At 57.7% G+C, this 21,227-nt stretch carries 12 protein-coding genes and 3 pseudogenes; 7 read left to right on the plus strand and 8 right to left on the minus strand.

The window, feature by feature from the left end; translation table 11 throughout:
- Nucleotides 1-40: 40 nt before the first annotated feature.
- Both ABIA48_RS02010 and ABIA48_RS02015 read right to left on the minus strand, forming a co-directional pair.
- Nucleotides 41-2,626: a hypothetical protein gene (locus ABIA48_RS02010; RefSeq protein WP_429486843.1), complete on the minus strand. Its 2,586-nt coding sequence runs from the start codon at nucleotides 2,624-2,626 to the stop codon at nucleotides 41-43.
- A 917-nt stretch (nucleotides 2,627-3,543) separates the two neighbouring features.
- Entirely contained in the window at nucleotides 3,544-4,560 is a 1,017-nt protein-coding gene (locus ABIA48_RS02015; protein ID WP_429486844.1) for a hypothetical protein, read from the minus strand.
- A 140-nt stretch (nucleotides 4,561-4,700) separates the two neighbouring features.
- On the opposite strand from ABIA48_RS02015, the pseudogene ABIA48_RS02020 reads away from it, so the two are divergent.
- A pseudogene (locus tag ABIA48_RS02020) lies at nucleotides 4,701-5,056 on the plus strand (SDR family NAD(P)-dependent oxidoreductase).
- A 179-nt stretch (nucleotides 5,057-5,235) separates the two neighbouring features.
- Here ABIA48_RS02020 and ABIA48_RS02025 read toward each other — a convergent pair.
- The gene (locus tag ABIA48_RS02025; RefSeq protein ID WP_429486845.1) at nucleotides 5,236-7,491 is read right to left on the minus strand and encodes a hypothetical protein; all 2,256 of its coding nucleotides are present in this window, start codon (nucleotides 7,489-7,491) and stop codon (nucleotides 5,236-5,238) included.
- 514 nt (nucleotides 7,492-8,005) lie between these two features.
- Here ABIA48_RS02025 and ABIA48_RS02030 point away from each other — a divergent pair.
- Nucleotides 8,006-8,278 (plus strand): annotated as a pseudogene (locus ABIA48_RS02030) (REP-associated tyrosine transposase); the annotation flags it as partial.
- Between the two features lie 114 nt (nucleotides 8,279-8,392).
- On the opposite strand, the gene ABIA48_RS02035 reads toward ABIA48_RS02030, so the two are convergent.
- Both ABIA48_RS02035 and ABIA48_RS02040 read right to left on the minus strand, forming a co-directional pair.
- The gene (locus tag ABIA48_RS02035) at nucleotides 8,393-9,673 is read right to left on the minus strand and encodes a Zn-dependent hydrolase (RefSeq protein WP_429486846.1); all 1,281 of its coding nucleotides are present in this window, start codon (nucleotides 9,671-9,673) and stop codon (nucleotides 8,393-8,395) included.
- 140 nt (nucleotides 9,674-9,813) lie between these two features.
- Complete coding sequence (locus ABIA48_RS02040) at nucleotides 9,814-11,298, minus strand: NCS1 family nucleobase:cation symporter-1 (protein WP_429486847.1); 1,485 nt, start codon at nucleotides 11,296-11,298, stop codon at nucleotides 9,814-9,816.
- Between the two features lie 541 nt (nucleotides 11,299-11,839).
- Here ABIA48_RS02040 and hydA point away from each other — a divergent pair.
- The 3 genes from hydA (at nucleotide 11,840) to preA (ending at nucleotide 16,080) form a co-directional block, all read left to right on the plus strand.
- A complete protein-coding gene (gene hydA / locus ABIA48_RS02045; protein ID WP_429486848.1) occupies nucleotides 11,840-13,279 on the plus strand; it encodes a dihydropyrimidinase in 1,440 nt (479 codons plus the stop codon).
- 158 nt (nucleotides 13,280-13,437) lie between these two features.
- Complete coding sequence (locus tag ABIA48_RS02050; RefSeq protein ID WP_429492772.1) at nucleotides 13,438-14,805, plus strand: NAD(P)-dependent oxidoreductase; 1,368 nt, start codon at nucleotides 13,438-13,440, stop codon at nucleotides 14,803-14,805.
- Nucleotides 14,806-16,080: an NAD-dependent dihydropyrimidine dehydrogenase subunit PreA gene (gene preA / locus ABIA48_RS02055; protein ID WP_429486849.1), complete on the plus strand. Its 1,275-nt coding sequence runs from the start codon at nucleotides 14,806-14,808 to the stop codon at nucleotides 16,078-16,080. It begins immediately after the preceding gene.
- Between the two features lie 115 nt (nucleotides 16,081-16,195).
- Here the strand turns inward: preA and ABIA48_RS02060 are convergent, their stop codons facing one another.
- The gene (locus ABIA48_RS02060) at nucleotides 16,196-16,816 is read right to left on the minus strand and encodes a TetR/AcrR family transcriptional regulator (protein ID WP_007988213.1); all 621 of its coding nucleotides are present in this window, start codon (nucleotides 16,814-16,816) and stop codon (nucleotides 16,196-16,198) included.
- 132 nt (nucleotides 16,817-16,948) lie between these two features.
- Here ABIA48_RS02060 and copC point away from each other — a divergent pair, with 132 nt between their 5' ends.
- On the plus strand, nucleotides 16,949-17,314 hold the full coding sequence (gene copC / locus ABIA48_RS02065; protein WP_429486850.1) for a copper homeostasis periplasmic binding protein CopC: 366 nt from the start codon (nucleotides 16,949-16,951) through the stop codon (nucleotides 17,312-17,314).
- 3 nt (nucleotides 17,315-17,317) lie between these two features.
- The gene (gene copD, locus ABIA48_RS02070; protein ID WP_429486851.1) at nucleotides 17,318-18,175 is read left to right on the plus strand and encodes a copper homeostasis membrane protein CopD; all 858 of its coding nucleotides are present in this window, start codon (nucleotides 17,318-17,320) and stop codon (nucleotides 18,173-18,175) included.
- A 76-nt stretch (nucleotides 18,176-18,251) separates the two neighbouring features.
- On the opposite strand, the pseudogene ABIA48_RS02075 reads toward copD, so the two are convergent.
- Nucleotides 18,252-19,989 (minus strand): annotated as a pseudogene (locus ABIA48_RS02075) (PAS domain-containing hybrid sensor histidine kinase/response regulator).
- Entirely contained in the window at nucleotides 19,973-21,136 is a 1,164-nt protein-coding gene (ercA, locus tag ABIA48_RS02080) for an alcohol dehydrogenase-like regulatory protein ErcA (protein ID WP_008003527.1), read from the minus strand. Before ercA ends, ABIA48_RS02075 begins: the two are co-directional and overlap by 17 nt.
- Nucleotides 21,137-21,227 lie beyond the last annotated feature (91 nt).

The raw sequence follows: 21,227 nt of genomic DNA on the forward strand, positions 1-21,227 counted from the left end.
GATATCGAAAGGTACGCAAGTTTCGCCTCCACTATGCCAATCACTCCTTAACATCCACCAATACTTTCACCGAGTGCTTTACTCCTTCAAGTAGGACCTCAGCAGAAACTTCACGAACCCCTACTGTATTGTAGGAAATAACTGACGTCCCCGCGATACCTGAAGCATCCGTTGTAACTGTGACATCTGGACGTTCAGGCACAATAAACGTTACTGCTTTACCTACCAATGGGGAACCTTCCCACGTGACAAGGCGCACCACACATACAAACGGAAAATCTTTAATTGCCGTAACCAAAGTCGGAGGAAGGGGGTGGTCGGTACTGGAGTCTCTTATGAACCTAAAATTGACTGGGAAAGGAAATAGTCTGATATCCGGAATGGCAAGTACTCCCTGCTCATCACCGAGACTCAGCTTTAGATCAAACACACCAGACTTCTCCCGAGCACAAACGATGCCCCAACTGTGGTTTGTGGTTTCCTGATTACGGTGAGGTTCAGAATACACATCATTTAGTTCAAGGCCGGATTTCGGCACCCAGTTCAAGCGCAAAGGGGCACCAGCCAAAAAACCACCGCCTTTATAGCCAAGAGTCAACGTTTGTTCTTCCCCCCCCGCAAACGTTGCGCCGGTATCTGAAATAACTTTCCCATTGAGTAAAGGTGTTGCCTCATCAGCCAGGTTGCTCGATACCAACTTGCTGATCGCCAAGTTGATTGGCGTGGTCATGCCCTTGCCCGCCAGCGATAGCTGGAAGGTACCGCTTTTGGTTTTTCCGGACACCGACCAACTGTAGGTTGTTTGTTCACTGCCAAACCCCGGCGCACTCACCACATTGTCGACATCGAGACCGTCTTTGATGGTACAGGCCAGCGTGACCGGCAGACCGGCCAGTGGGCTACCCGATTTAGGAGTCAGTGTGACCGTTTGCGACTTATCCCGGATAAACCAATTGCCTCCGGCGGGGACGGCAACACCGCCAATTTTGACCTCAACCTCATCGGCCAGGTTGCTCGATAGCAACTTGTTGGCTGTTACGTTAACCGTGGTCATGCCCTGAGCAGTTAGCTGCAATTGAAAGATGCCGCTTTTGTTGTTCGCTCCGGTGACACGCCAGTTATGGGTTGTTTGAGGTACCTCGAATGCCGGTTCACTGCTCAAATCAGTCGGCAAAAGAGGACTGGTGGCCGTACGTGCCAGCGCTATCGGGTAACCGGCGATTGGGCTACCGGATTTGGGGATCAACTCAACGTCCTTAGCCTGCCCCCTGAAAAACACGCTACCACCGGAAGGAACGCTTTGCCCTCCGATCTTGACCTCGACCTCATCAGCCAGGTTGCTCGATACCAACTTGCTGATCGCCAAGTTAATTGGCGTGGTCATGCCCTTGCCTGCCAGCGATAGCTGAAAAGTGCCGCTTTTGGTTTTCCCCGTGACCGCCCAGCTATAGCTTGTTTGCTCACTGTCAAAGTCCGGTGCACTCACCACGTCAGCAACATCGAGACCGCTTTTGATGGTGCAGGCCAGCGTGACCGGCAGACCGGCCAGTGGGCTACCCGATTTAGGAGTCAGTGTGACCGTTTGCAACTTATCTCGGATAAACCAATTGCCTCCGGCGGGGACGGCGACGCCGTCAATTTTCACGTCTGCCTCATCGGCAAGGTTGTCCGACATCACCCTGCAATCAAGTTCCAAGGTGGGTGTCACGACCGTGGTCAGAAACACCAGCTTGAGCTGGCCACTTTTGGCCTCATCTTGCGTCAGCGTCCATTCAGCAACGCCAGTAATATCGTCCAGCGGGACGTCCTGACCGAACGCAGGATTAGCCTCGATGTTCAAACCGTCGGAATCGACTGCATTGACCTGGACCGCTTTTCCGGCGAACAAGGGCGCAGTCAACTTCACTTTGTTATCGGATTTGCCTCGTGGCAGCCAAATTGGCTGGTCCACTGGCACCCGTTTTCCGTTGATCTCTACTGTGGCGTCTTTCCAGGGACTCTCGGAAATAACGTTGATTTTAAAGTCGTGTGTTGTCTTGCTGTCGTCGTATTCGCTGTAAACACTGGCGGTAATGGTGTGTTCGCCCAGCCCGATGCCGGAAATAGATACGGTGCTCTTGCCGGTGCCCTCGGTGGGAACCGTCTGTACGAGTTCGCCGTCAAGCAACCATTTAACATCGACTGCCGCCAGCAATTTTCCTGAAATGTAAAACGAGCCAACGGTGATTTCAGCAACCACGGGTTCCCCCAACTGCGGAAAACCAGCAGGGGGTTTGCTACCCGCAATTACACGCCGATAGTCCCCCAGATGCAGGTCAATCCCGTAAGGCACGGCGGTGAATTCACTGCGCAGCCATAATTTGAGGTCTGCATCGGTGCCACTAGCCGGGCAGTGAATCTTGAATTCGGCACCCTCCGGCAGGAATGTCTGATACTCATCAGCCGCAGGAACAACGTCGATCGGGAGCATTTGCTCACCGTCGTCGTAGCGACTCACCTGTTGATTGGCCCAGGGGCTGTCGTCGGCAGGCATAACCTTGAGGATATGGTGTTGGTCGCCTGTGGCGCCGTGGCAGATGTACACGGGGCCGGTTTCCGCTAATTCGGCTTTGATTTCGATGGTCATGAGGTTGCCTCGATAGTCGGCACGGGTTGAACAATCTGTCGCTTGACTATCGGGAAAAGCCATTATTTGAACAACTGTCATAAATGACAGTTCATACAGAACTAATCGCTATAAAAACTTCACAACCATGAACAAACGTTAGCGAGGTTCGCTTTCCTGACGGATACGTTGCAGTCTGGCTGGCTTCGCGCACCCTTCTGAATCACGAAGCCTGAAATTGGCTAAAATTTTTTAATTGGAGCCCCAAGCGGACGCTTGGAGCTCCATTAACGCTTTGCAACTTACAGCTGCGGCGGACGCTAGATAATTTGTATCAACAATCGCGCCCAGGACCGTCGGCCCAGCGGTTCAGTCGTCGTCGCGATGATTTCAACCAGCCTTCCTGATTGCGCATAACTGACCATGCGATTAGGGGGCGCTCTTCCGTACAGCCGGCAAACGAAGGCGCGGTGGCGCGATCAGACCAGCGCTGAGCCTGTGGCAAATCGCACACACGTGCTTCGACGATGGAGCTATCCCGGGCTACTGTGTCATGTAACGCGTTGTGGTGGCGGCGGAGCGGCGGAAGGCGGCGGACTGGTGCAGCCGGCGAGGATCACCGCGTAGAGTACGAGCGACAGCGGTGTGAATATGCGTTTCCCAAGAGTTTTCATCGGTTGACCCGCGATAAGTGATCGAGACATTTTTTGTGACAACAGAACCGCCATGGGGCGAACACATTGCTCCCCCCATGGCCGTACCGCGAAATTCTGACAACAACCGCAGAATCTGAGGCTGATGCGCAGGCTAACGGGACTGAGCTACCTCACCGCGCAAACTCAGAATGCTTTGAATACGATTATTACTAACCGACAGCCTAGCGTTTTAGTTTCCAAGTTAATCCTGGATATCGAAAGGTGCGCAAGTTTTCGCCTCCACTATGCCAACCACTCCTTAACATCCACCAATACTTTCACCGACTGTTTTACTCCTTGTTCAAGCAGGACCTCAGCAGAAATCTCACGAACCCCTACTGTATTGTAGGAAATAAGTGACGTCCCCGCGACACCTGAAGCATTCGTTGTAACTGTGACATCTGGACGTTCAGGTACAATAAACGTTACTGCTTTACCTACCAATGGGGAACCTTCCCACGTGACAAGGCGCACCACACATACAAACGGAAAATCTTTAATTGCAGTAACCAAAGCCGGAGGAAGGGGGTGGTCGGTATTGGAGTCTCTTATGAACCTAAAATTGACTGGGGAGGGAAATAGTCTGTTATCCGGCATGGCAAGTACTCCCTGCTCATCACCGATACTCAGCTTCAGATCAAACACACCAGACTTCTCCCGAGCACAAACGATGCCCCAACTGTGGTTTGTGGTTTCCTGATTACGGTGAGGCTCAGAATACACATCATCTAGTTCAAGGCCGGATTTCGGTACCCAGTTCAAGCGCAAAGGGGCACCAGCCAAAAAACCACCGCCTTTATAGTCAAGAGTCAACCTTTGTTCTTCCCCCCCCACAAACATTGCGCCGGTACCTGGAATAACTTTCCCATTGAGTAAAGGTGTTGCCTCATCGGCCAGATTGCGCGAAATCACCAGACTTCGGTGCTCCCACGGCAGCACCACTTCCCTACTGAAGAAAACCAGAGTGATACGACCGCTCTTGCCAGCGTCCGGCGTAATCTTCCAATTGAATTTGCCATTGACGGGAGCAACCCACTTGCCAAATTTCGGCGATGCATCGATGTTCAAACCACCATTCTCAGGCAGCGCCAGGTTGAGCGCCCTGGCAATCGCGGATGGGACCTCCACCGTCACATCGTTCTCCTGCCCACGGAGCAATACAAGTTCCGCCCCCCATTCCACTGGCTTATTGTTGATCCACAACGTGGCTTGTTCCCAAGGACTTGGTACAGCGGTTACAGCTTCTAGTTTGGTGGTCATGACGACATTTTCCTTCTCAGCAGTGGACTTAAAAACAGTCCGCTAACTATCAGGAAAAATCGATATATCGGGAACTATCACAACTGACAGGTCAGCTAGAACAATGTGCGATAAAAACACCAGCAATGCTGATCAAAATCATGTCTGGATTGAGCTCGACGCTCGACTTCGGTTACAAGAACGCCTTCGTCTCCGGCACCAGCCGTGGCATCGGTGAAGTCATCGCCAAACTGCTGGCCCAGCAAGGCGCCCACGTGATCGTCTCCAGCCGTAAACTCGACGGCTGCCAACACGTCGCCAACGTCAACATCCGCGGCTACTTCTTCATGTCGGTGGAGGCCGGCAAACTGATGTGCGAAAACGGCGGCGGTCATCAACATGACCAAGGTGGTCGCCAAGGAATGAGATGGCGGGGGCTGTGCTGTATTTGGCGAGTAATGCTTCCAGTTATACGACTGGGGTCTTGTTGAATGTGGATGGTGGGTTTTTGTCCTGATTGGGTGATTTGCCCGAGACAAGGCAGCGAGTTAATCAATACCTGAAACAGCCATGGGCGAACACGTCGCTCGCCCATGGCTGTACCGCGAAATTCTGACAACAACCGCAAAATCTGAGGCTGATGCGCAGGCTAACGGAACTGACCCCTACCAGTCGGCTTACACCAATCATGCAGAACTAAATACTGGCATAACCTCTCACCCACATCTCTGCCACCGGCTCCCCTTCTGGAAATTGCGCCACAGCTACAATCTTTACGAGAGTATCCTGGCCGTCGGATTCTTTCCGTTCAACGTAAAACCGTGCTTCACCGTTAAGTTCAGTTTCCACAGTTTGATCCTTGAAATAAGTTTGCGATATAGTTACAGAGATACCTCCAAGCGGCGAACCATCTGGATTTTTAAGAACAGCCTTAGCAGAAAACAGAATCGTATTAACATCCACCAAATATTCTCTCGGGGGAACCGGCACAGGCTTTTCTTTCACCTCAAAAGTAAAATTAATGTCCAGATTTTTTTTAATACGGATAACCGGAGTATACAGCACCGCCTGCTCTTCCTCAGTCAACAACTTCAGCTTGAATGTTCCTATCTTATTCTCAGCAGCTGTAATCATCCATTCGTGATTGACTGTTTGCTCGAGCAAAGGTGGCTGGCTAGTTAGGTCACCAGGCACTAAACCCTCTTCAAAAATTACGTCCATGGCCAATTTAAGACCACGTATCAAATCCGGACTCTTGTAATCAAGAGTCATTTTTACCGTCCCACCTATGGGGATCTCTGCTCCGGTTAAGGGGATCTCAACTCCACCGAGCAAAACCGTCACCTCATCGGCCAAATTACCCGATATCAATTTGCTGATCGCTACAGTAATTGGCGTGGTCATGCCCTTGCCCGCCAGTGATAGCTGAAAGGTGCCGCTTTTGGTTTTCCCCGTGACCGCCCAGCTGTAGCTTGTTTGCTCACTGCCAAACGCCGGTGCACTCACCACGTTAGCAACGTCGAGACCGCTTTTGATGGCACAACTCAGCGTGACCGGCAGTCCGGCCAGTGGGCTGCCCGATTTCGGGGTCAACGTGACAGTCTGTGCCTTGTCCCGGAAAAACCAATTGCCCTCGGTGGGCACGGCGACGCCGCCAATTTTGACCTCAGCCTCATCGGCCAGGTTGCTCGATATCAACTTGCTGATCGCCAAGTTAATTGGCGTGGTCATGCCCTTGCCTGCCAGCGATAGCTGGAAGGTGCCGCTTTTGGTTTTTCCGGTCACCGACCAACTGTAGGTTGTTTGTTCACTGTCAAACGCCGGCACACTCACCACGTCGGCAGGATCAAGGCCGGTTTTGATGGCGCAACTCAACGTTACAGGTAGACCGGCCAGTGGGCTGCCCGATTTTGGGGTGAGCGTGACGGTTTGCGCCTTATCCCTATAAAACCAGTTGCCCCCGGCGGGGACTGCAACACCGTCAATCTTGACGTCAGTCTCATCCGCCAAATTGGCTGACAACACTGCACAGGGGACTTCCCAGGGTTGGGCAACATTGTTGCTCATCAACTTCAAAGTGATACGGCCACTTTTTGTACCACTCGCCGTAAGCGCCCAGCTTGCCTTAGCATCGGGTGTCGGTACCCACTCATCAAATGTCGGAGAGGCCTCAATATCCAAGTCGTCCAGATTAATCAAACCAAGAGAGACCTCTTTCCCGCTCAGGAATGGCGCTTCGACCGTCACATCATTCGCCTGCCCGCGAAACAAAAAAACACTTGGTGAATTCCAGGCTACACGCTCACCGTTGACCAGCAGCGTTGCCTGCTTCCAGGGGCTTTCCAGATACACGTTGAGCGTGAAGGTATGCTCCGAAGTGGTGTCGTCATACGGGCTGTGCACCTTGGCCGTAATCGTATGTTGCCCTTCTGAGGTAACTGTGTGGTCGAACTTGCCCCACCCCACATCTGTCGTTAGTACGGTTTTCACTTTTTCCCCGTCGAAGTACCAATCGACATCAATACCCGCCAGTGCCTTCCTTGTATAAAACGAACCGACCTGAATTTCCGCTGACACTTCATCGCCCACCACCGGCGCGCTGATCGGATCACGCGTGTTCAATATTTCTCGCCGATAATCACCCAACTTGAAAGGAAGTGGATAAGGCGCTGCAGTAAATTCACTTTGCACCTGAAGATTGAAATCGATGTCGGTGCCCTCATCCGGGCACTTGAGTCTCCACTCAGTCCCATCCGCCAAAAGCTTCTGATACTTACCGAACTCGGGCTCAGTGCTGATCGACGCTGTCTCTCCAGAAACAGGATTCAAGCTCAGCCCCTGATTGATCCACGGGCTATCCACGACCGCCGCGAATTTGAAGTCATGTTCAGCGCCATGGCAGATGTACATCGGTGCAGCCCCCATCACCCCGGAATTGCGGTTACCAGCCATAACGACCTCTCCCGATCATTGGAACAGTTTGGAAAACCGTGTGTTTTCACTATCTGAGAAACGCCGGGGAGCGGCTACTGTCAGAAATGACAGAGCGAAAGATCGTTCGGCGATAAAAACCGTCGGCCTGATATCAACTTTGACTCGATAAAGCACCCTGCAAAGCCGCGCCGTTCACCAGCGCAGCCGTCGCACGGACTTACTGCGTGACGCAGCGAGTCGTGGTGGTTAATCGGGTCACCTGCCCGTTTTCGCCCCGTACATCGCCCAGGACATCGGTTTTATCCATGGCCTGGCAGGTGCGTTCAGGAGGGGGTGGCGTGACGGTTGGAGGGGGTGGCGGACTGGCACAGCCGCCGAGAATCGCCGCACAGAATGCCAGCGACAAGGGTGAGGCAACGCGTTTCCCAAGAGTTTTCATCGGTTGACCCGCGATAAGTGATCGACACATTTTTGTGACAACAGAACCGACACGCAAAATCCACACACCTGGCACAAAAATAAAATCTGCGAGGTTGTCATGTCGGATCATCTGCATTGGTTGATGGAATTGAAGCGTGGCACGTTGGCCGAGCTGATGTGCCGAATCAAATCCAGTAGCAGCCGTTCGATCAATCTCATGCGCAGCGATCACGCTCGTCTTTGGCAGCGAGGGTATTACGACCGGGCATTACGTCGTGATGAAGACATCAAGGATGCGGCTCGGTACATCGTCATGAAGCCTTTGCAGGCGGGATTGGTGAAACGGGTGGGTGATTATCCTTTGTGGGATGCCATTTGGATTTGATAGGTCAAGATCAAAAGATCGCAGGCTGCGCCAGCTCCTACATTGACCGAGTACACCCCTTGCGGATGTACGCGTTTCCCGTAGGAGCTGGCGCAGCCTGCGATCTTTTGACTTTCAGGCTGCCGATTGACTGGCCACCGCCGCCGAAGCCGCCAGCATCGCCCGCAACAGCACCGCACACCCGGCCGCCAGGTCATCCGGCGCGGCGTTTTCGATTTCGTTGTGGCTGATGCCGCCTTCGCACGGCACGAAGATCATCCCGGCCGGGCCGAGTTCCGCGAGGAAGATCGCGTCGTGCCCTGCTCCGCTGACGATGTCCATGTGCGACAGGCCCAGGCCTTGGGCAGCGCCGCGCACGGCTTCGACGCAGCCCTTGTCGAAGTACAGCGGCGGGAAGTCGGCGGTTGGGGTGAGTTCGAAGGTCAGGCCGTGTTCGTCGCAGGTGGTTTCGATGACTTCGCGCACTTCGGCGATCATCGAATCCAGGCGCTCCGGTTCCAGGTGCCGGAAGTCCAGGGTCATGCGCACTTCGCCGGGGATGACATTGCGCGAGCCGGGATAGGCTTGCAGGCAACCGACGGTGCCGCAGGCATGGGGTTGATGGCTGAGGGCGGCGCGGTTGAGCGCACCGACGATCACCGCAGCGCCGACCAGGGCGTCCTTGCGCAGGTGCATCGGGGTCGGGCCGGCGTGGGCTTCGACGCCGCGCAACTTGAGGTCAAACCATTTCTGCCCGAGGGCGCCCATCACTACGCCAATGGTCTTGCGTTCGTCTTCCAGGATCGGGCCTTGCTCGATGTGGGCTTCGAAGTAGGCACCGACTTTGTGGCCGCTGACTTTACGCGGGCCGGCATAGCCAATGGCATTCAGTGCTTCACCCACAGTCACGCCATCGGCATCGACCTTGGCCAGAGTTTCTTCGAGGGTGAATTTTTCGGCGAACACGCCGGAGCCCATCATGCACGGGGCGAAGCGCGAGCCTTCTTCGTTGGTCCAGACCACTACTTCCAGTGGCGCTTCGGTTTCGATGTTCAGGTCATTGAGGGTGCGCAACACTTCGACGCCGGCCAACACACCGAAGCAGCCATCGAACTTGCCGCCCGTGGGCTGGGTGTCGATGTGGCTGCCGGTCATCACCGGCGGCAGGTCGGGATTGCGCCCGGGGCGGCGGGCGAAGATATTACCGACGGCGTCGATGCTGACGGTGCAGCCGGCCTCCTGACACCAGTTGACGAAGATGTCCCGGGCCTGGCGATCGAGATCGGTCAGGGCCAGGCGACACACGCCGCCCTTGACCGTGGCACCGAGTTTTGCCAGTTCCATGAGCGATTGCCACAGGCGGTCGCGGTTGATGTGCTGATGGCTGGACTGCAGAACGTCTACGGCCGCGTTCATGATGATCTCCTCAGGTTGTTCTTATGGACTTCTTCATGCAATTCGTTGGTGTTTGTGCCACCGCCTTCGCGAGCAAGCCCGCTCCCACATTTGGAACACATTCCCTGTGGGAGCGGGCTTGCTCGCGAAAGGGTCATCTCTCACACCGGAGATTTCGCGACTGATGGACTCGGCCGCATCGCACTCAACCCGTAATAAATCAGCCCCCCGAGGGCCGAGCCGGTGAACCAGCCATAGCTGTAGAACCAGCTGAAGGCATCGCTGCCCAGGGACAGCAGGGTCAACGCCACCGGCACCCCAAAGGCAATGAAACCGCTCCAGTTCCACGCCGGATAGACGTCATCGCGGTACAGGCCAGCAAGGTCCAGTTGCTGTTTCTTGATCAGGAAATAGTCCACCACCATGATCCCGGCAATCGGGCCCAGCAGGCTGGAATAGCCGAGTAACCAGTTCGAATACACCGTTTCCAGGCTCACATCGGAGACAATCAGGCCAAGCTTTTTCAGCAGTTCATGGGCCATCAATGCCAGCCCCACCAGCCCGGTAAGGATCACCGCTTTGGTGCGGTTGATCGCCTTGGGCGCGATGTTCTGGAAGTCGTTGGTGGGCGACACGATATTGGCCGCCGTGTTGGTCGACAACGTGGCGATGATGATCAGTGCCATGGCAATGGCCACCCAGAACGGACTCTGGATATGACCGATCAGGGTCACCGGGTCCGAAACCGTCACACCCACCAGTTTCACCGACGCGGCGGTCATCACCACGCCGAGGGACGCGAACAGGAACATGGTCAGCGGCAATCCGATGATCTGCCCGACAATCTGGTCCTTCTGGCTTTTTGCGTAGCGGCTGAAATCGGGGATGTTCAGGGACAACGTCGCCCAGAAGCCGACCATCGCCGTCAGTCCGGCGGCAAAGTAACTGGCTACGCTGGCACCTTCGGGACGTTTGGCGGGGATCGCCAGCAATTCCGTCATTGAGACGTTGGGCATCGCCCACACCAGCAAACCGGCGCCCACCGCCACCAGGAGCGGAGCCGAGAGGGTTTCCAGCCATTTGATCGACTCGGCGCCGCGAATCACCACCCACAGGTTCAGCACCCAGAACACCATGAAGCCGATAACCTCGCCCGTGCCGCCCAGGGATTTCCAGCCCTCGAACACCGAACCGAGGAACAGGTGAATCGCCAGTCCGCCGAACATGGTCTGGATGCCGAACCAGCCACACGCCACCAGGGCACGAATCAGGCACGGGATGTTGGAACCGAGCACGCCGAAGGACGAGCGCAGCAGCACCGGAAAGGGAATGCCGTACTTGGTGCCGGGAAAGGCGTTAAGTGTCAGGGGAATCAGCACGATGATGTTGGCAAACAGAATCGCCAGCAACGCTTCGCCAACCGTCAGGCCAAAGTACGCGGTCAGCACGCCACCGAGGGTGTAGGTCGGCACGCAGATCGCCATGCCCACCCATAACGCAGTGATATGCCATTTGTTCCAGTTGCGTTCGCGCACCTTGGTCGGTGCAATGTCGTGGTTGTAACGGGGACTGTCGAGGACATCGCTGCCGGCTTCCAACTCAAACAAGCCGTCGCGCTCGGTCACTTGCGATCTGATCTGTTGCATGGCCGCTCCACTGTTCTTTGAATTATTTTTTGCTCATCGGGGGCTGGCGGCATCAATTAACGTGCCGGGTGCCCCGCTTACGCATCGGGCAGTTCCATAAACACATTGCAACCAACTGATGTTTATCAGCTTTATTCACTGACTCGACTATTTGTCAGGCCACTCAGGCCGAATGCCAGGCAAGTTGTCCGGACAGTCAGGACTCAAACTGGTGCGTTGATCTTTTTTCAATGGCTGCGCATCAACCATAGACCATACTCAAACAGCTGATTTCACATAAGAAATCTTGACTATTTTTCGATCCTGTCAAGTGCGTCAAAATGGTGAGGTCGCTCACCATTTTGGTGATTCTTCTATTTAATCGTTAAATATCAATAAGTTAATAAAAGAATAAGCTTATAAAAAATATTCTTGCCGATTCGGATAACTGCAGCTAGCGTTTAATCCTGACAGCACTGACAGGAATACACCTGTTGACGCTGGCGTCATATAAAACATCTAGAGCCGGCACAAGCCGGTCATTGCCTGCGAGGAACTCGGAATGTCTCTGTTGATCCGTGGCGCCACCGTTATTACCCATGATGAAAGTTATCGCGCCGATGTGTATTGCGCAGACGGCGTGATCAAGGCCATCGGCGACAACCTCGACGTTCCCGCAAGTACCGAAGTACTCGACGGCAGCGGCCAATACCTGATGCCCGGCGGCATCGATCCACACACGCACATGCAACTGCCTTTCATGGGCACGGTGGCCAGCGAAGACTTCTACAGTGGCACGGCGGCGGGACTGGCCGGCGGCACCACGTCGATCATCGACTTCGTGATTCCCAATCCGCAGCAATCCTTGCTCGAAGCCTTTCATCAGTGGCGCGGCTGGGCCGAAAAGTCGGCGTCGGACTACGGTTTTCACGTTGCCATCACCTGGTGGAGCGAACAGGTCCGCGAGGAAATGGCCGAACTGGTTAACCAGCACGGCGTGAACAGCTTCAAGCATTTCATGGCCTACAAGAACGCGATCATGGCCGCCGATGACACCCTGGTGGCGAGTTTCGAACGCTGCCTGGAACTGGGCGCGGTGCCGACCGTTCACGCGGAAAACGGAGAACTGGTCTATCACCTGCAACGCAAGCTGATGGCCCAGGGCATCACCGGGCCGGAAGCGCACCCGCTGTCGCGGCCTTCACAGGTTGAAGGCGAAGCGGCGAGCCGGGCGATCCGCATCGCCGAAACCCTGGGTACGCCGCTGTACCTGGTCCATGTCTCGACCAAGGAAGCGCTGGACGAAATCACCTATGCCCGGGGCAAGGGCCAACCGGTTTACGGCGAGGTGCTGGCCGGGCACCTGTTGCTGGACGACAGCGTCTACCGCCATCCCGACTGGCAAACGGCAGCCGGTTATGTGATGAGCCCGCCTTTCCGCCCTCGCGGCCATCAGGAGGCGCTCTGGCATGGCCTGCAATCGGGGAATTTGCACACCACCGCCACCGACCATTGCTGCTTCTGCGCCGAGCAAAAAGCCGCGGGCCGTGACGACTTCAGCAAGATTCCCAACGGCACCGCTGGCATCGAAGACCGCATGGCGGTGTTGTGGGATGAAGGCGTGAACAGCGGACGCTTTTCGATGCAGCAGTTCGTCGCCCTTACGTCCACCAACACGGCGAAGATCTTCAACCTCTACCCACGCAAAGGCGCGATCCGCGTCGGTGCCGATGCCGATCTGGTGCTGTGGGACCCGCAAGGCACGCGGACCATTTCCGCCAAGACCCACCATCAGCAGGTGGACTTCAACATCTTCGAAGGCAAGACCGTGCGCGGCGTACCGAGCCATACCATCAGCCAGGGCCGCGTGGTCTGGGCCGATGGGGATTTGCGGGCCGAGCGTGGCGCCGGGCGCTACATCGAACGGCCGGCGTACCCCGCGGTGTTTGATTTGCTGAGCAAGCGGGCCGAGTTGAATCAGCCGGTCGCTGTGAAACGCTGAAAGCGGCCTGCGGCCTATCGCGAGCAAGCTCGCTCCCACAGGTTTTGTGAACACCCGAGATCCTGTGGGAGCGGGCTTGCTCGCGAAGAGGCCCGCCCAGACAACAAAAGAACATGCCCATCAGAGGCAATACCTCAAATAACCGTGAGGCCAACACCGTGATCAAGACCCTGGACCACCTCCCGCATCCCCATGAGAATGCGGCCGCCCTCGCCGGCCATTTCACCGATCTGGCGCCGCCGCTCAACGAACGCCAGGCCCGGCTCGAAGCCTCGCGCTGTCTGTATTGCTACGACGCGCCCTGCGTGAATGCGTGTCCGAGCGAGATCGACATTCCTTCGTTCATCCGCAACATCCAGCAAGACAACGTGCAAGGCGCAGCGCAGAAAATCCTCTCGGCCAACATCCTTGGCGGCAGTTGCGCCAGGGTTTGCCCGACGGAAATTCTTTGCCAGCAAGCCTGCGTGCGCAACAACGCTCACGAATGCGCGCCGGTCATGATCGGCCTGTTGCAACGCTATGCCGTGGACAATGCACATTTCAGCACTCACCCGTTCCAGCGCGCTGCCGCCACCGGCAAACGCATCGCCGTGGTCGGCGCGGGCCCGGCCGGTTTGTCCTGCGCCCACCGCAGTGCCATGCACGGGCACGACGTGGTTATCTTCGAGGCGAGGGAAAAAGCTGGCGGCCTCAACGAGTACGGGATCGCCAAATACAAACTGGTGGATGACTATGCGCAAAAGGAGCTTGAGTTCCTGTTGGAGATCGGCGGGATCGAAATCCGCCACGGGCAGAAACTCGGGCAAAACCTGACCCTCAGCGAACTGCATCAACAGTTCGATGCGGTGTTCCTCGGCCTCGGACTCAACGCCAGCAAGCAATTGGGCCTGGCCCACGAAGACGCCCCCGGCCTGCTCGCCGCCACCGACTACATCCGCGAACTGCGCCAGGCCGATGACTTGTCGCAGTTGCCATTGGCCGATCATTGCATCGTGCTTGGCGCGGGCAACACCGCTATCGACATGGCCGTGCAAATGGCCCGCCTCGGTGCCCACGACGTGAATCTGGTGTACCGGCGCGGTGCCGAAGACATGGGCGCCACCCATCACGAACAGGAGATCGCCAAGGCCAACCAGGTGCGGCTGATGACCTGGGCGCAACCCGAAGAAGTGCTGCTCGATGACCACGGCCGCGTGCGCGGCATGCGTTTCGCCCGCACCCATCTGGTCGAAGGTCGTCTGCAAACCACTGGCGAAACCTTCGAGCTGGTCGCCGACGCGATCTTCAAAGCCATCGGCCAGGCCTTCGACAGCAACGCCCTCGCCGATCCGCTGGCGCGTGAGCTCAAGCGGATCGGGGAGCGCATCGAAGTCGATGAACAGCTGCGCACCAGCATCCCCGGCGTGTATGCCGGCGGCGATTGCACCAGCCTCGATCAAGACCTCACCGTGCAAGCGGTGCAACACGGCAAGCGCGCCGCCGAGGCGATCAACGCTCAACTGATGCTCAACGTGGAGGCTGCGTAAATGGCCGATCTGTCGATTGTCTTCGCCGGCATCAAAGCCCCCAATCCATTCTGGCTGGCCTCCGCGCCACCGACCGACAAGGCCTACAACGTGGTCCGCGCCTTTGAGGCGGGCTGGGGCGGCGTGGTCTGGAAAACCCTGGGGGAAGACCCGGCGGCGGTGAACGTGTCGTCGCGCTACTCGGCGCACTTCGGGGCGAACAGGGAGGTGCTTGGTTTTAACAACATCGAGCTGATTACCGACCGCTCGCTGGAGATCAACCTGCGGGAAATCACCCAGGTCAAAAAAGACTGGCCGGACCGTGCGCTGATTGTGTCCTTGATGGTGCCCTGCGTCGAAGAGTCCTGGAAACACATCCTGCCGCTGGTGGAAGCCACTGGCGCCGACGGTATCGAGCTGAACTTCGGTTGCCCCCACGGCATGCCAGAACGGGGCATGGGCGCGGCGGTCGGCCAGGTGCCGGAATACGTGGAACAGGTCACCCGCTGGTGCAAGACGTATTGCTCGCTGCCGGTGATTGTCAAGCTCACGCCAAACATTACCGACATCCGTGTCGCCGCCCGTGCGGCCCACCGGGGCGGTGCCGATGCGGTGTCGTTGATCAACACCATCAACTCGATCACCAGCGTCAACCTCGAACGCATGGTCGCCAACCCCATGGTCGGCAGCCAGAGCACCCACGGCGGTTACTGCGGCTCGGCAGTCAAGCCGATTGCCTTGAACATGGTCGCCGAAATCGCCCGTGATCCGCAGACCCAGGGCCTGCCTATTAGCGGGATCGGCGGCATCGGCAACTGGCGCGACGCCGCGGAATTCATCGCCTTGGGCAGCGGCGCGGTGCAGGTGTGCACGGCGGCGATGCTGCATGGTTTCCGGATTGTCGAAGACATGAAGGACGGTTTGTCACGCTGGATGGACAGTCAGGGCTACGCCAGCGTCGCGGAATTTTCCGGGCGCGCGGTGGGCAACACCACGGACTGGAAGTACCTGGACATCAATTATCAGGTGATCGCGAAAATCGATCAGGAGGCCTGCATTGGCTGTGGTCGTTGCCATATCGCCTGCGAAGACACCTCGCACCAGGCGATTGCCAGCCTGAAAAAAGCCGATGGCACCCATGCCTATGAAGTGATCGACGAGGAATGCGTGGGCTGCAATTTGTGCCAGATCACCTGCCCGGTGCAGGACTGTATCGAGATGGTGCCGGTGGAGACTGGCAAGCCGTTCCTGGACTGGAATCATGATCCGAGGAATCCGTATCACGTCAGCCCTTGAAATCTGCGGCGCCTGATCTGGCGCCTTCGCGAGCAAGCCCGCTCCCACATTTGAAATGCATTCCAATGTGGGAGCGGGCTTGCTCGCGAAGAGGCCGGCACAGTCACCATAAACCTCAAGGCTCCAACCCGATCCCCCGCAAAATCACACTGGTCACCGTCTGCACCGCTCGCTCGAACTGCATGTCCGACAGCGGCTGATGGTCGTTGAGAATATTCACCTGGTGATCGAAGTCGGCGTAGTGCTGGGTCGAGGCCCAGATCATGTACAGCAGGCTCGAAGGCTCCACCGGCAGGATGCGTTTGTCGTCCACCCACTGGCGGATTTTCGCTTCCTTCATCTTGGCCCAGTCGTACAGGCTCGCGTCCAGCGCTGCGCCGAGGGTCGGTGCGCCGTGGATGATTTCGTTGGCCCAGACTTTCGAACCATACGGCCGGCTGCGGGAATGGTTCATCTTGGCGCGGATGTAGCTGCTGAGCACCACTCGCGGGTCATCGAACATCTCGAAACACAGCGCGTCCTGCTTCCAGACTTCCAGCAAGTCGAACAGCACGGCGCTGTACAGTTCGGTCTTGGTGCTGAAGTAGTAATGCAGATTGGAACGCGGCAGTTGCACTTCAGCGGCGATGTCGGCCATGGCGGTGCTGCCAAAACCCTTTTCAGCGAAGACCTTTTCCGCCCCCAGCAGAATTTTTTCGACGTTACTGCGACGAATCTCGATCTTGTGATTGCCCATGCCGATCCCCAACAACGTTGAGCAAGACTAGCATCCGCTCTGGACCGCGGCGACAGGGGAAAACGAAACTTCGTACAGCCGCTGTCGTAAAGCTAAACTCTGCGCACTTGGAAACGGCCTGAGGTGCCCACGATGCTGCTGAAGAAAACCCTGACCATCACCGCCCTGCTCGGCTCGCTGCTCGCCGCGTCTTCGGTGTTTGCCCACGCCCACCTGAAAAGTCAGACACCGGCCGCCAACAGCACCGTCACCACGGCAACGGAGTTGCGCCTGGAGTTCTCCGAAGGCGTCGAGGCCAGTTTCACCAAAGTCACGCTGACGAAGGATGGCGCACCGGTAGCGGTAAAAGCGCTGACCACCGAAGGCAGCGACAAAAAGACTCTGATCGTCACCCCGGCCGCGCCGTTGACGGCGGGTGCCTATAAAGTCGAGTGGCACGCTGTGTCGGTCGACACCCACAAAAGCGAAGGTGCCTACGCCTTCAAGGTTGGCCAGTAATTCATGGCGAGCGCCTTGGTGCTGTGCCGCTTCCTGCATTTCATCGTGGTGTTGATGCTGTTCGGGGCCTGGGTGTTCAGGCCTTGGCTTTCGAGTGGCGAAACTGCACTGGATCAGCGACTGGCACGGACTTCCCGTTGGCTGACCGTGCTGGCGCTGGCCAGCGGCGTGTGCTGGTTGCTGCTGATTACCGCGAGCATGGCCGGGGCCTGGGACGCGGCCTTCGATCCACCGACCCTGAACCTGGTACTGGGCAGTACCTTTTTCGGTCAGGTCTGGCGCTGGCATTTGCTGATCAACATGGTGTTGCTGGCGTTGCTGCTGACGCCCCTGCGCACCAGCCTTGTGCTGCGTCTGATCCTCAGCGGCCTGCTGGTGGCCACGCTGGCCCCGGTCGGCCACGGCGCGATGCTCGATGGCACCGCAGGACATCTGCTGATCCTCAATCAACTCATTCACTTGATCTGCGTGGGTGCCTGGCTCGGCGGCTTGATGCTGCTGGTGATGATTCTGCGAGAGCCCGCGGGGCATTCGATCCGCGTAATGTTGCGGCGTTTCAGTGGCGTCGGTTACGGGTTGGTCGCAGGGTTGCTGATCACGGGCCTGATCAATGTGCGGGTGCTCACCGGGGCATTCTGGCCAACGCCGCTGTTCACCGGCTTCGCCTTGATCCTGTTGATCAAGGCTGTGCTGGTGGCGGCGATGCTGGGCCTGGCGTTGTTCAATCGGCTGCGCATCGATGATTGCGAGCAGCGTCTGGCGACGTTGCGGGCCAGCGTGATGTTCGAATGGTTGTTGGGACTTGGCGCGGTGGCGGCGGTTTCATTGCTGGGCACCCTGCCGCCGATGATTTCCAGCTGACTCGCCCCATTCCCCTATGGGCGCGAGTCTTTGTGGCGAGGGGGCTTGTCGGAACCTGGCGCCAGCATCGGCCGCTTCAAGCAGAGGCCCCCAACAGTTGACTCAACACCGCTCGCAACTTGCCGGGTTTCACCGGTTTGTTCAGCAACGGTGCGTTGAGCCGCTGCAACGCACGCCGACAATGGTCGGTGCGGTCGGCAGTAATGATCACTGCGGGAATGTTCTGGTGGAAATGCTCGCGCAAATGTCGCACTACATCACAGCCAACCACCCCGTGATCGAGATGATAGTCCGCGAGAATCAGTTCCGGCGCCTGCCCGCGCAACGCCGCCAGTGCAGCCGCCTCATCGGTGGCGACCAGAACGTCGCAGCCCCACTGCCCGAGCAACGCGCTCATGCTTTCGAGAATGCTCACTTCGTTGTCGATCACCAGTAAACGGCGTCCCGGCAGCGGGTTGCCGGTGCCCGACTGTGGCACCGCCTGGCTCACGGGTAACGGTACCTCGTCGGATATCGGCACCTCGATGCTGAACATCGAACCCCCGCCCCGGCAACGAGTAAACGCCAATCTTGTAGCCCAGGATCTTGGCGATGCGCTCGACAATCGCCAGCCCCAGGCCCACGCCCTTGCGGTCGGCGGCGCGACCGACATCCAGTTGGTTGAACTCGAGAAAGATCGAATCGAGCCGGTCGGCGGCGATGCCACGCCCGGTGTCCCAGACCTCCAGACGCAACCTTTCGCCTCGACGCCTTGCCGCCAGCAGGATGCTGCCTTCATCGGTGTAGCGGCAGGCATTGCTGAGGAAATTGCGCAGGATCCGCGTCATCAGGCGCAAGTCGGTGCTGATGGCGTAATCGGCCATGTGCACCCGCAGGTTCAAGCCGGCCGCCTGCGCAACGGACTGGAACTCCGACACCAGTGGCCCCAGCAGTTCGTCGAGGCGGTACAGCGCGATGTCCGGCTTGACCGCGGCCTGATCGAGCCGGGAAATGTCGAGCAGATCCGTCAGCAGGTCTTCGGCCCCTTCCAGGGCCTGGTGAGTGCGCTCCACCAGTACCTGTTCGGTTTCCGGCAATTTGCGTTCGCGCAAGGTCGAAATCAGCAACCGCGCGGCGTTCAGCGGTTGCAGCAGGTCGTGGCTGGCGGCGGCGAGGTATTTGTCCTTGCTGTGATTGGCGGCCTCGGCGGCATCGCGGGCGTCGCGCAAGGCCTGGGCGATCTGTTTACGCTGGGTGATCTGCTGCTGAAGGTTGCGGTTGGCTTCGAGCAATTCATTGGTGCGCGCGACGACGCGCTGCTCGAGTTCGTCATTGAGTTGCTGCAGGCGTTGCTGGGCCAGTTTGCGCTCGGTGATATCGGACACAAACCCTTCCACCAGCCCTTCCTGGCCGGGCTTGAGCAGCAGGTTCATCAACACATCGAGGTGACTGCCGTCCTTGCGGCGCAAGCGGGTTTCATAGCCGTGCAGGCTGCGCTGGTGCCTGAGGATTTCGCCGATGTTTTCCAGCTCCTGCGCGCCGTCGACAAACAGGGTGCTGCCCAGATCGGTCAGGGAGAACAGCACCTCTTGCGGGTCCTGGTAGCCGAGCATGCGTGCCAGTGCCGGGTTGGCGGCGCGCATGCCATCGTGCAGGCTGGCCTGGAAGATTCCGTGAACCGCGTTTTCGAACAACCATTTGTAGCGGTTACGCTCGGCTTCCAGATCATCCAGGCGCGCGGCCAGTTCCGGATAATGACTCTTGCGGGCCGAATGGCTGCCTAATCCCAGCAGCCCGGCCAGGGCACGTTGTTGCTCGTCAGAGGGCTTCGCCATAGACGACCTCGACATCACGCTGGCTGGATTCGCGCGGGTTGGTCAGGATGCATGGATCGTGCATCGCATGCTGCGACAGGAACGGAATGTCCGAGGTCCTGACGCCATGCAAACCGAGGGTTTCGTGAAAGCCAATGGCGTGTTTGAGGGCGATCAGGTGTTCGACCAGACGCCCGCAAATCTGCCGGTGATTCAGGCCTCGGCAGTCGATGCCAAAAGTCTCGGCGATCACCTTGAAGCGCTCCGGTGCCGAGTTGTAATTGAAGGCCACCACGTGCTCGACGAGCACCGCGTTGCACAGGCCGTGGGGCAGATCGAGAAAGCCGCCGAGGCTGTGGGACATGGCATGCACGGCGCCCAGGATGGCGTTGGAAAACGCCAGCCCGGCCTGCATGCTGCCGAGCATGATCTTCTCGCGCAGGGCAATGTCGGTCGGGTTGGCGATCATTTGCACCAGGTTGCCATTGATCAGGCGCATCGCCTCCAGTGCGTGGGGGTCGGTCAGCGGCCCGTGGCCGGTGGACACGAAGGCTTCAATGGCATGCACCAACGCGTCGATGCCGGTACAGGCCGACAGGAACGGATCCATGCTCAGGGTGGTTTCCGGGTCGATCAGCGAAACGTCCGGCACCACGGCCTTGCTGACGATGGAGAACTTCATGCGTTCCTGCTGGTTGGAAATGATCACGAATTGCGAAACGTCGGCCGAGGTGCCGGCAGTGGTCGGAATCAGGATCAGCGGCGGGCTGGGCACGCGGATGGTGTCCACGCCTTCGAAATCGAGAATGCTGCGGCCATGGGCGACGACGATGCCGATACCTTTGCCGCAGTCCATCGGGCTGCCGCCACCGACGGCGACGATCACGTCGCAGTGGTTTTCCCGGTACAGCTCGGCACCGAGCATCACTTCTTCGACCCGCGGGTTGGGCGAGACATCACTGTAAAGGCAGTATTCGATGCCCAGGGCTTGCAGGCTGGCTTCGACGTCGGCGACCCAACCGGCGGCAATCACGCCGGGATCGCTGACCACCAGGACCTTGCGCGCGCCAAAGGTCTTGGCATAGTTGCCGACATTGTGCCGGCTACCGGCACCGAAGATGATTTCAGGCGAAACGAATTTACGCAGCTGGTTGAGACTCTGGCTCATTGGAAAGCCTGTTTTTATTGTTTTGGAAGGTACAAGCCACACTAAACCATCCAGCTGTGAATGCAATCAGACCAATGGGTAGCACTGCCTG

Origin of the sequence: Pseudomonas sp. S30_BP2TU TE3576 (assembly GCF_050436025.1) — a bacterium.
In the GTDB taxonomy this organism is placed as follows: domain Bacteria; phylum Pseudomonadota; class Gammaproteobacteria; order Pseudomonadales; family Pseudomonadaceae; genus Aquipseudomonas.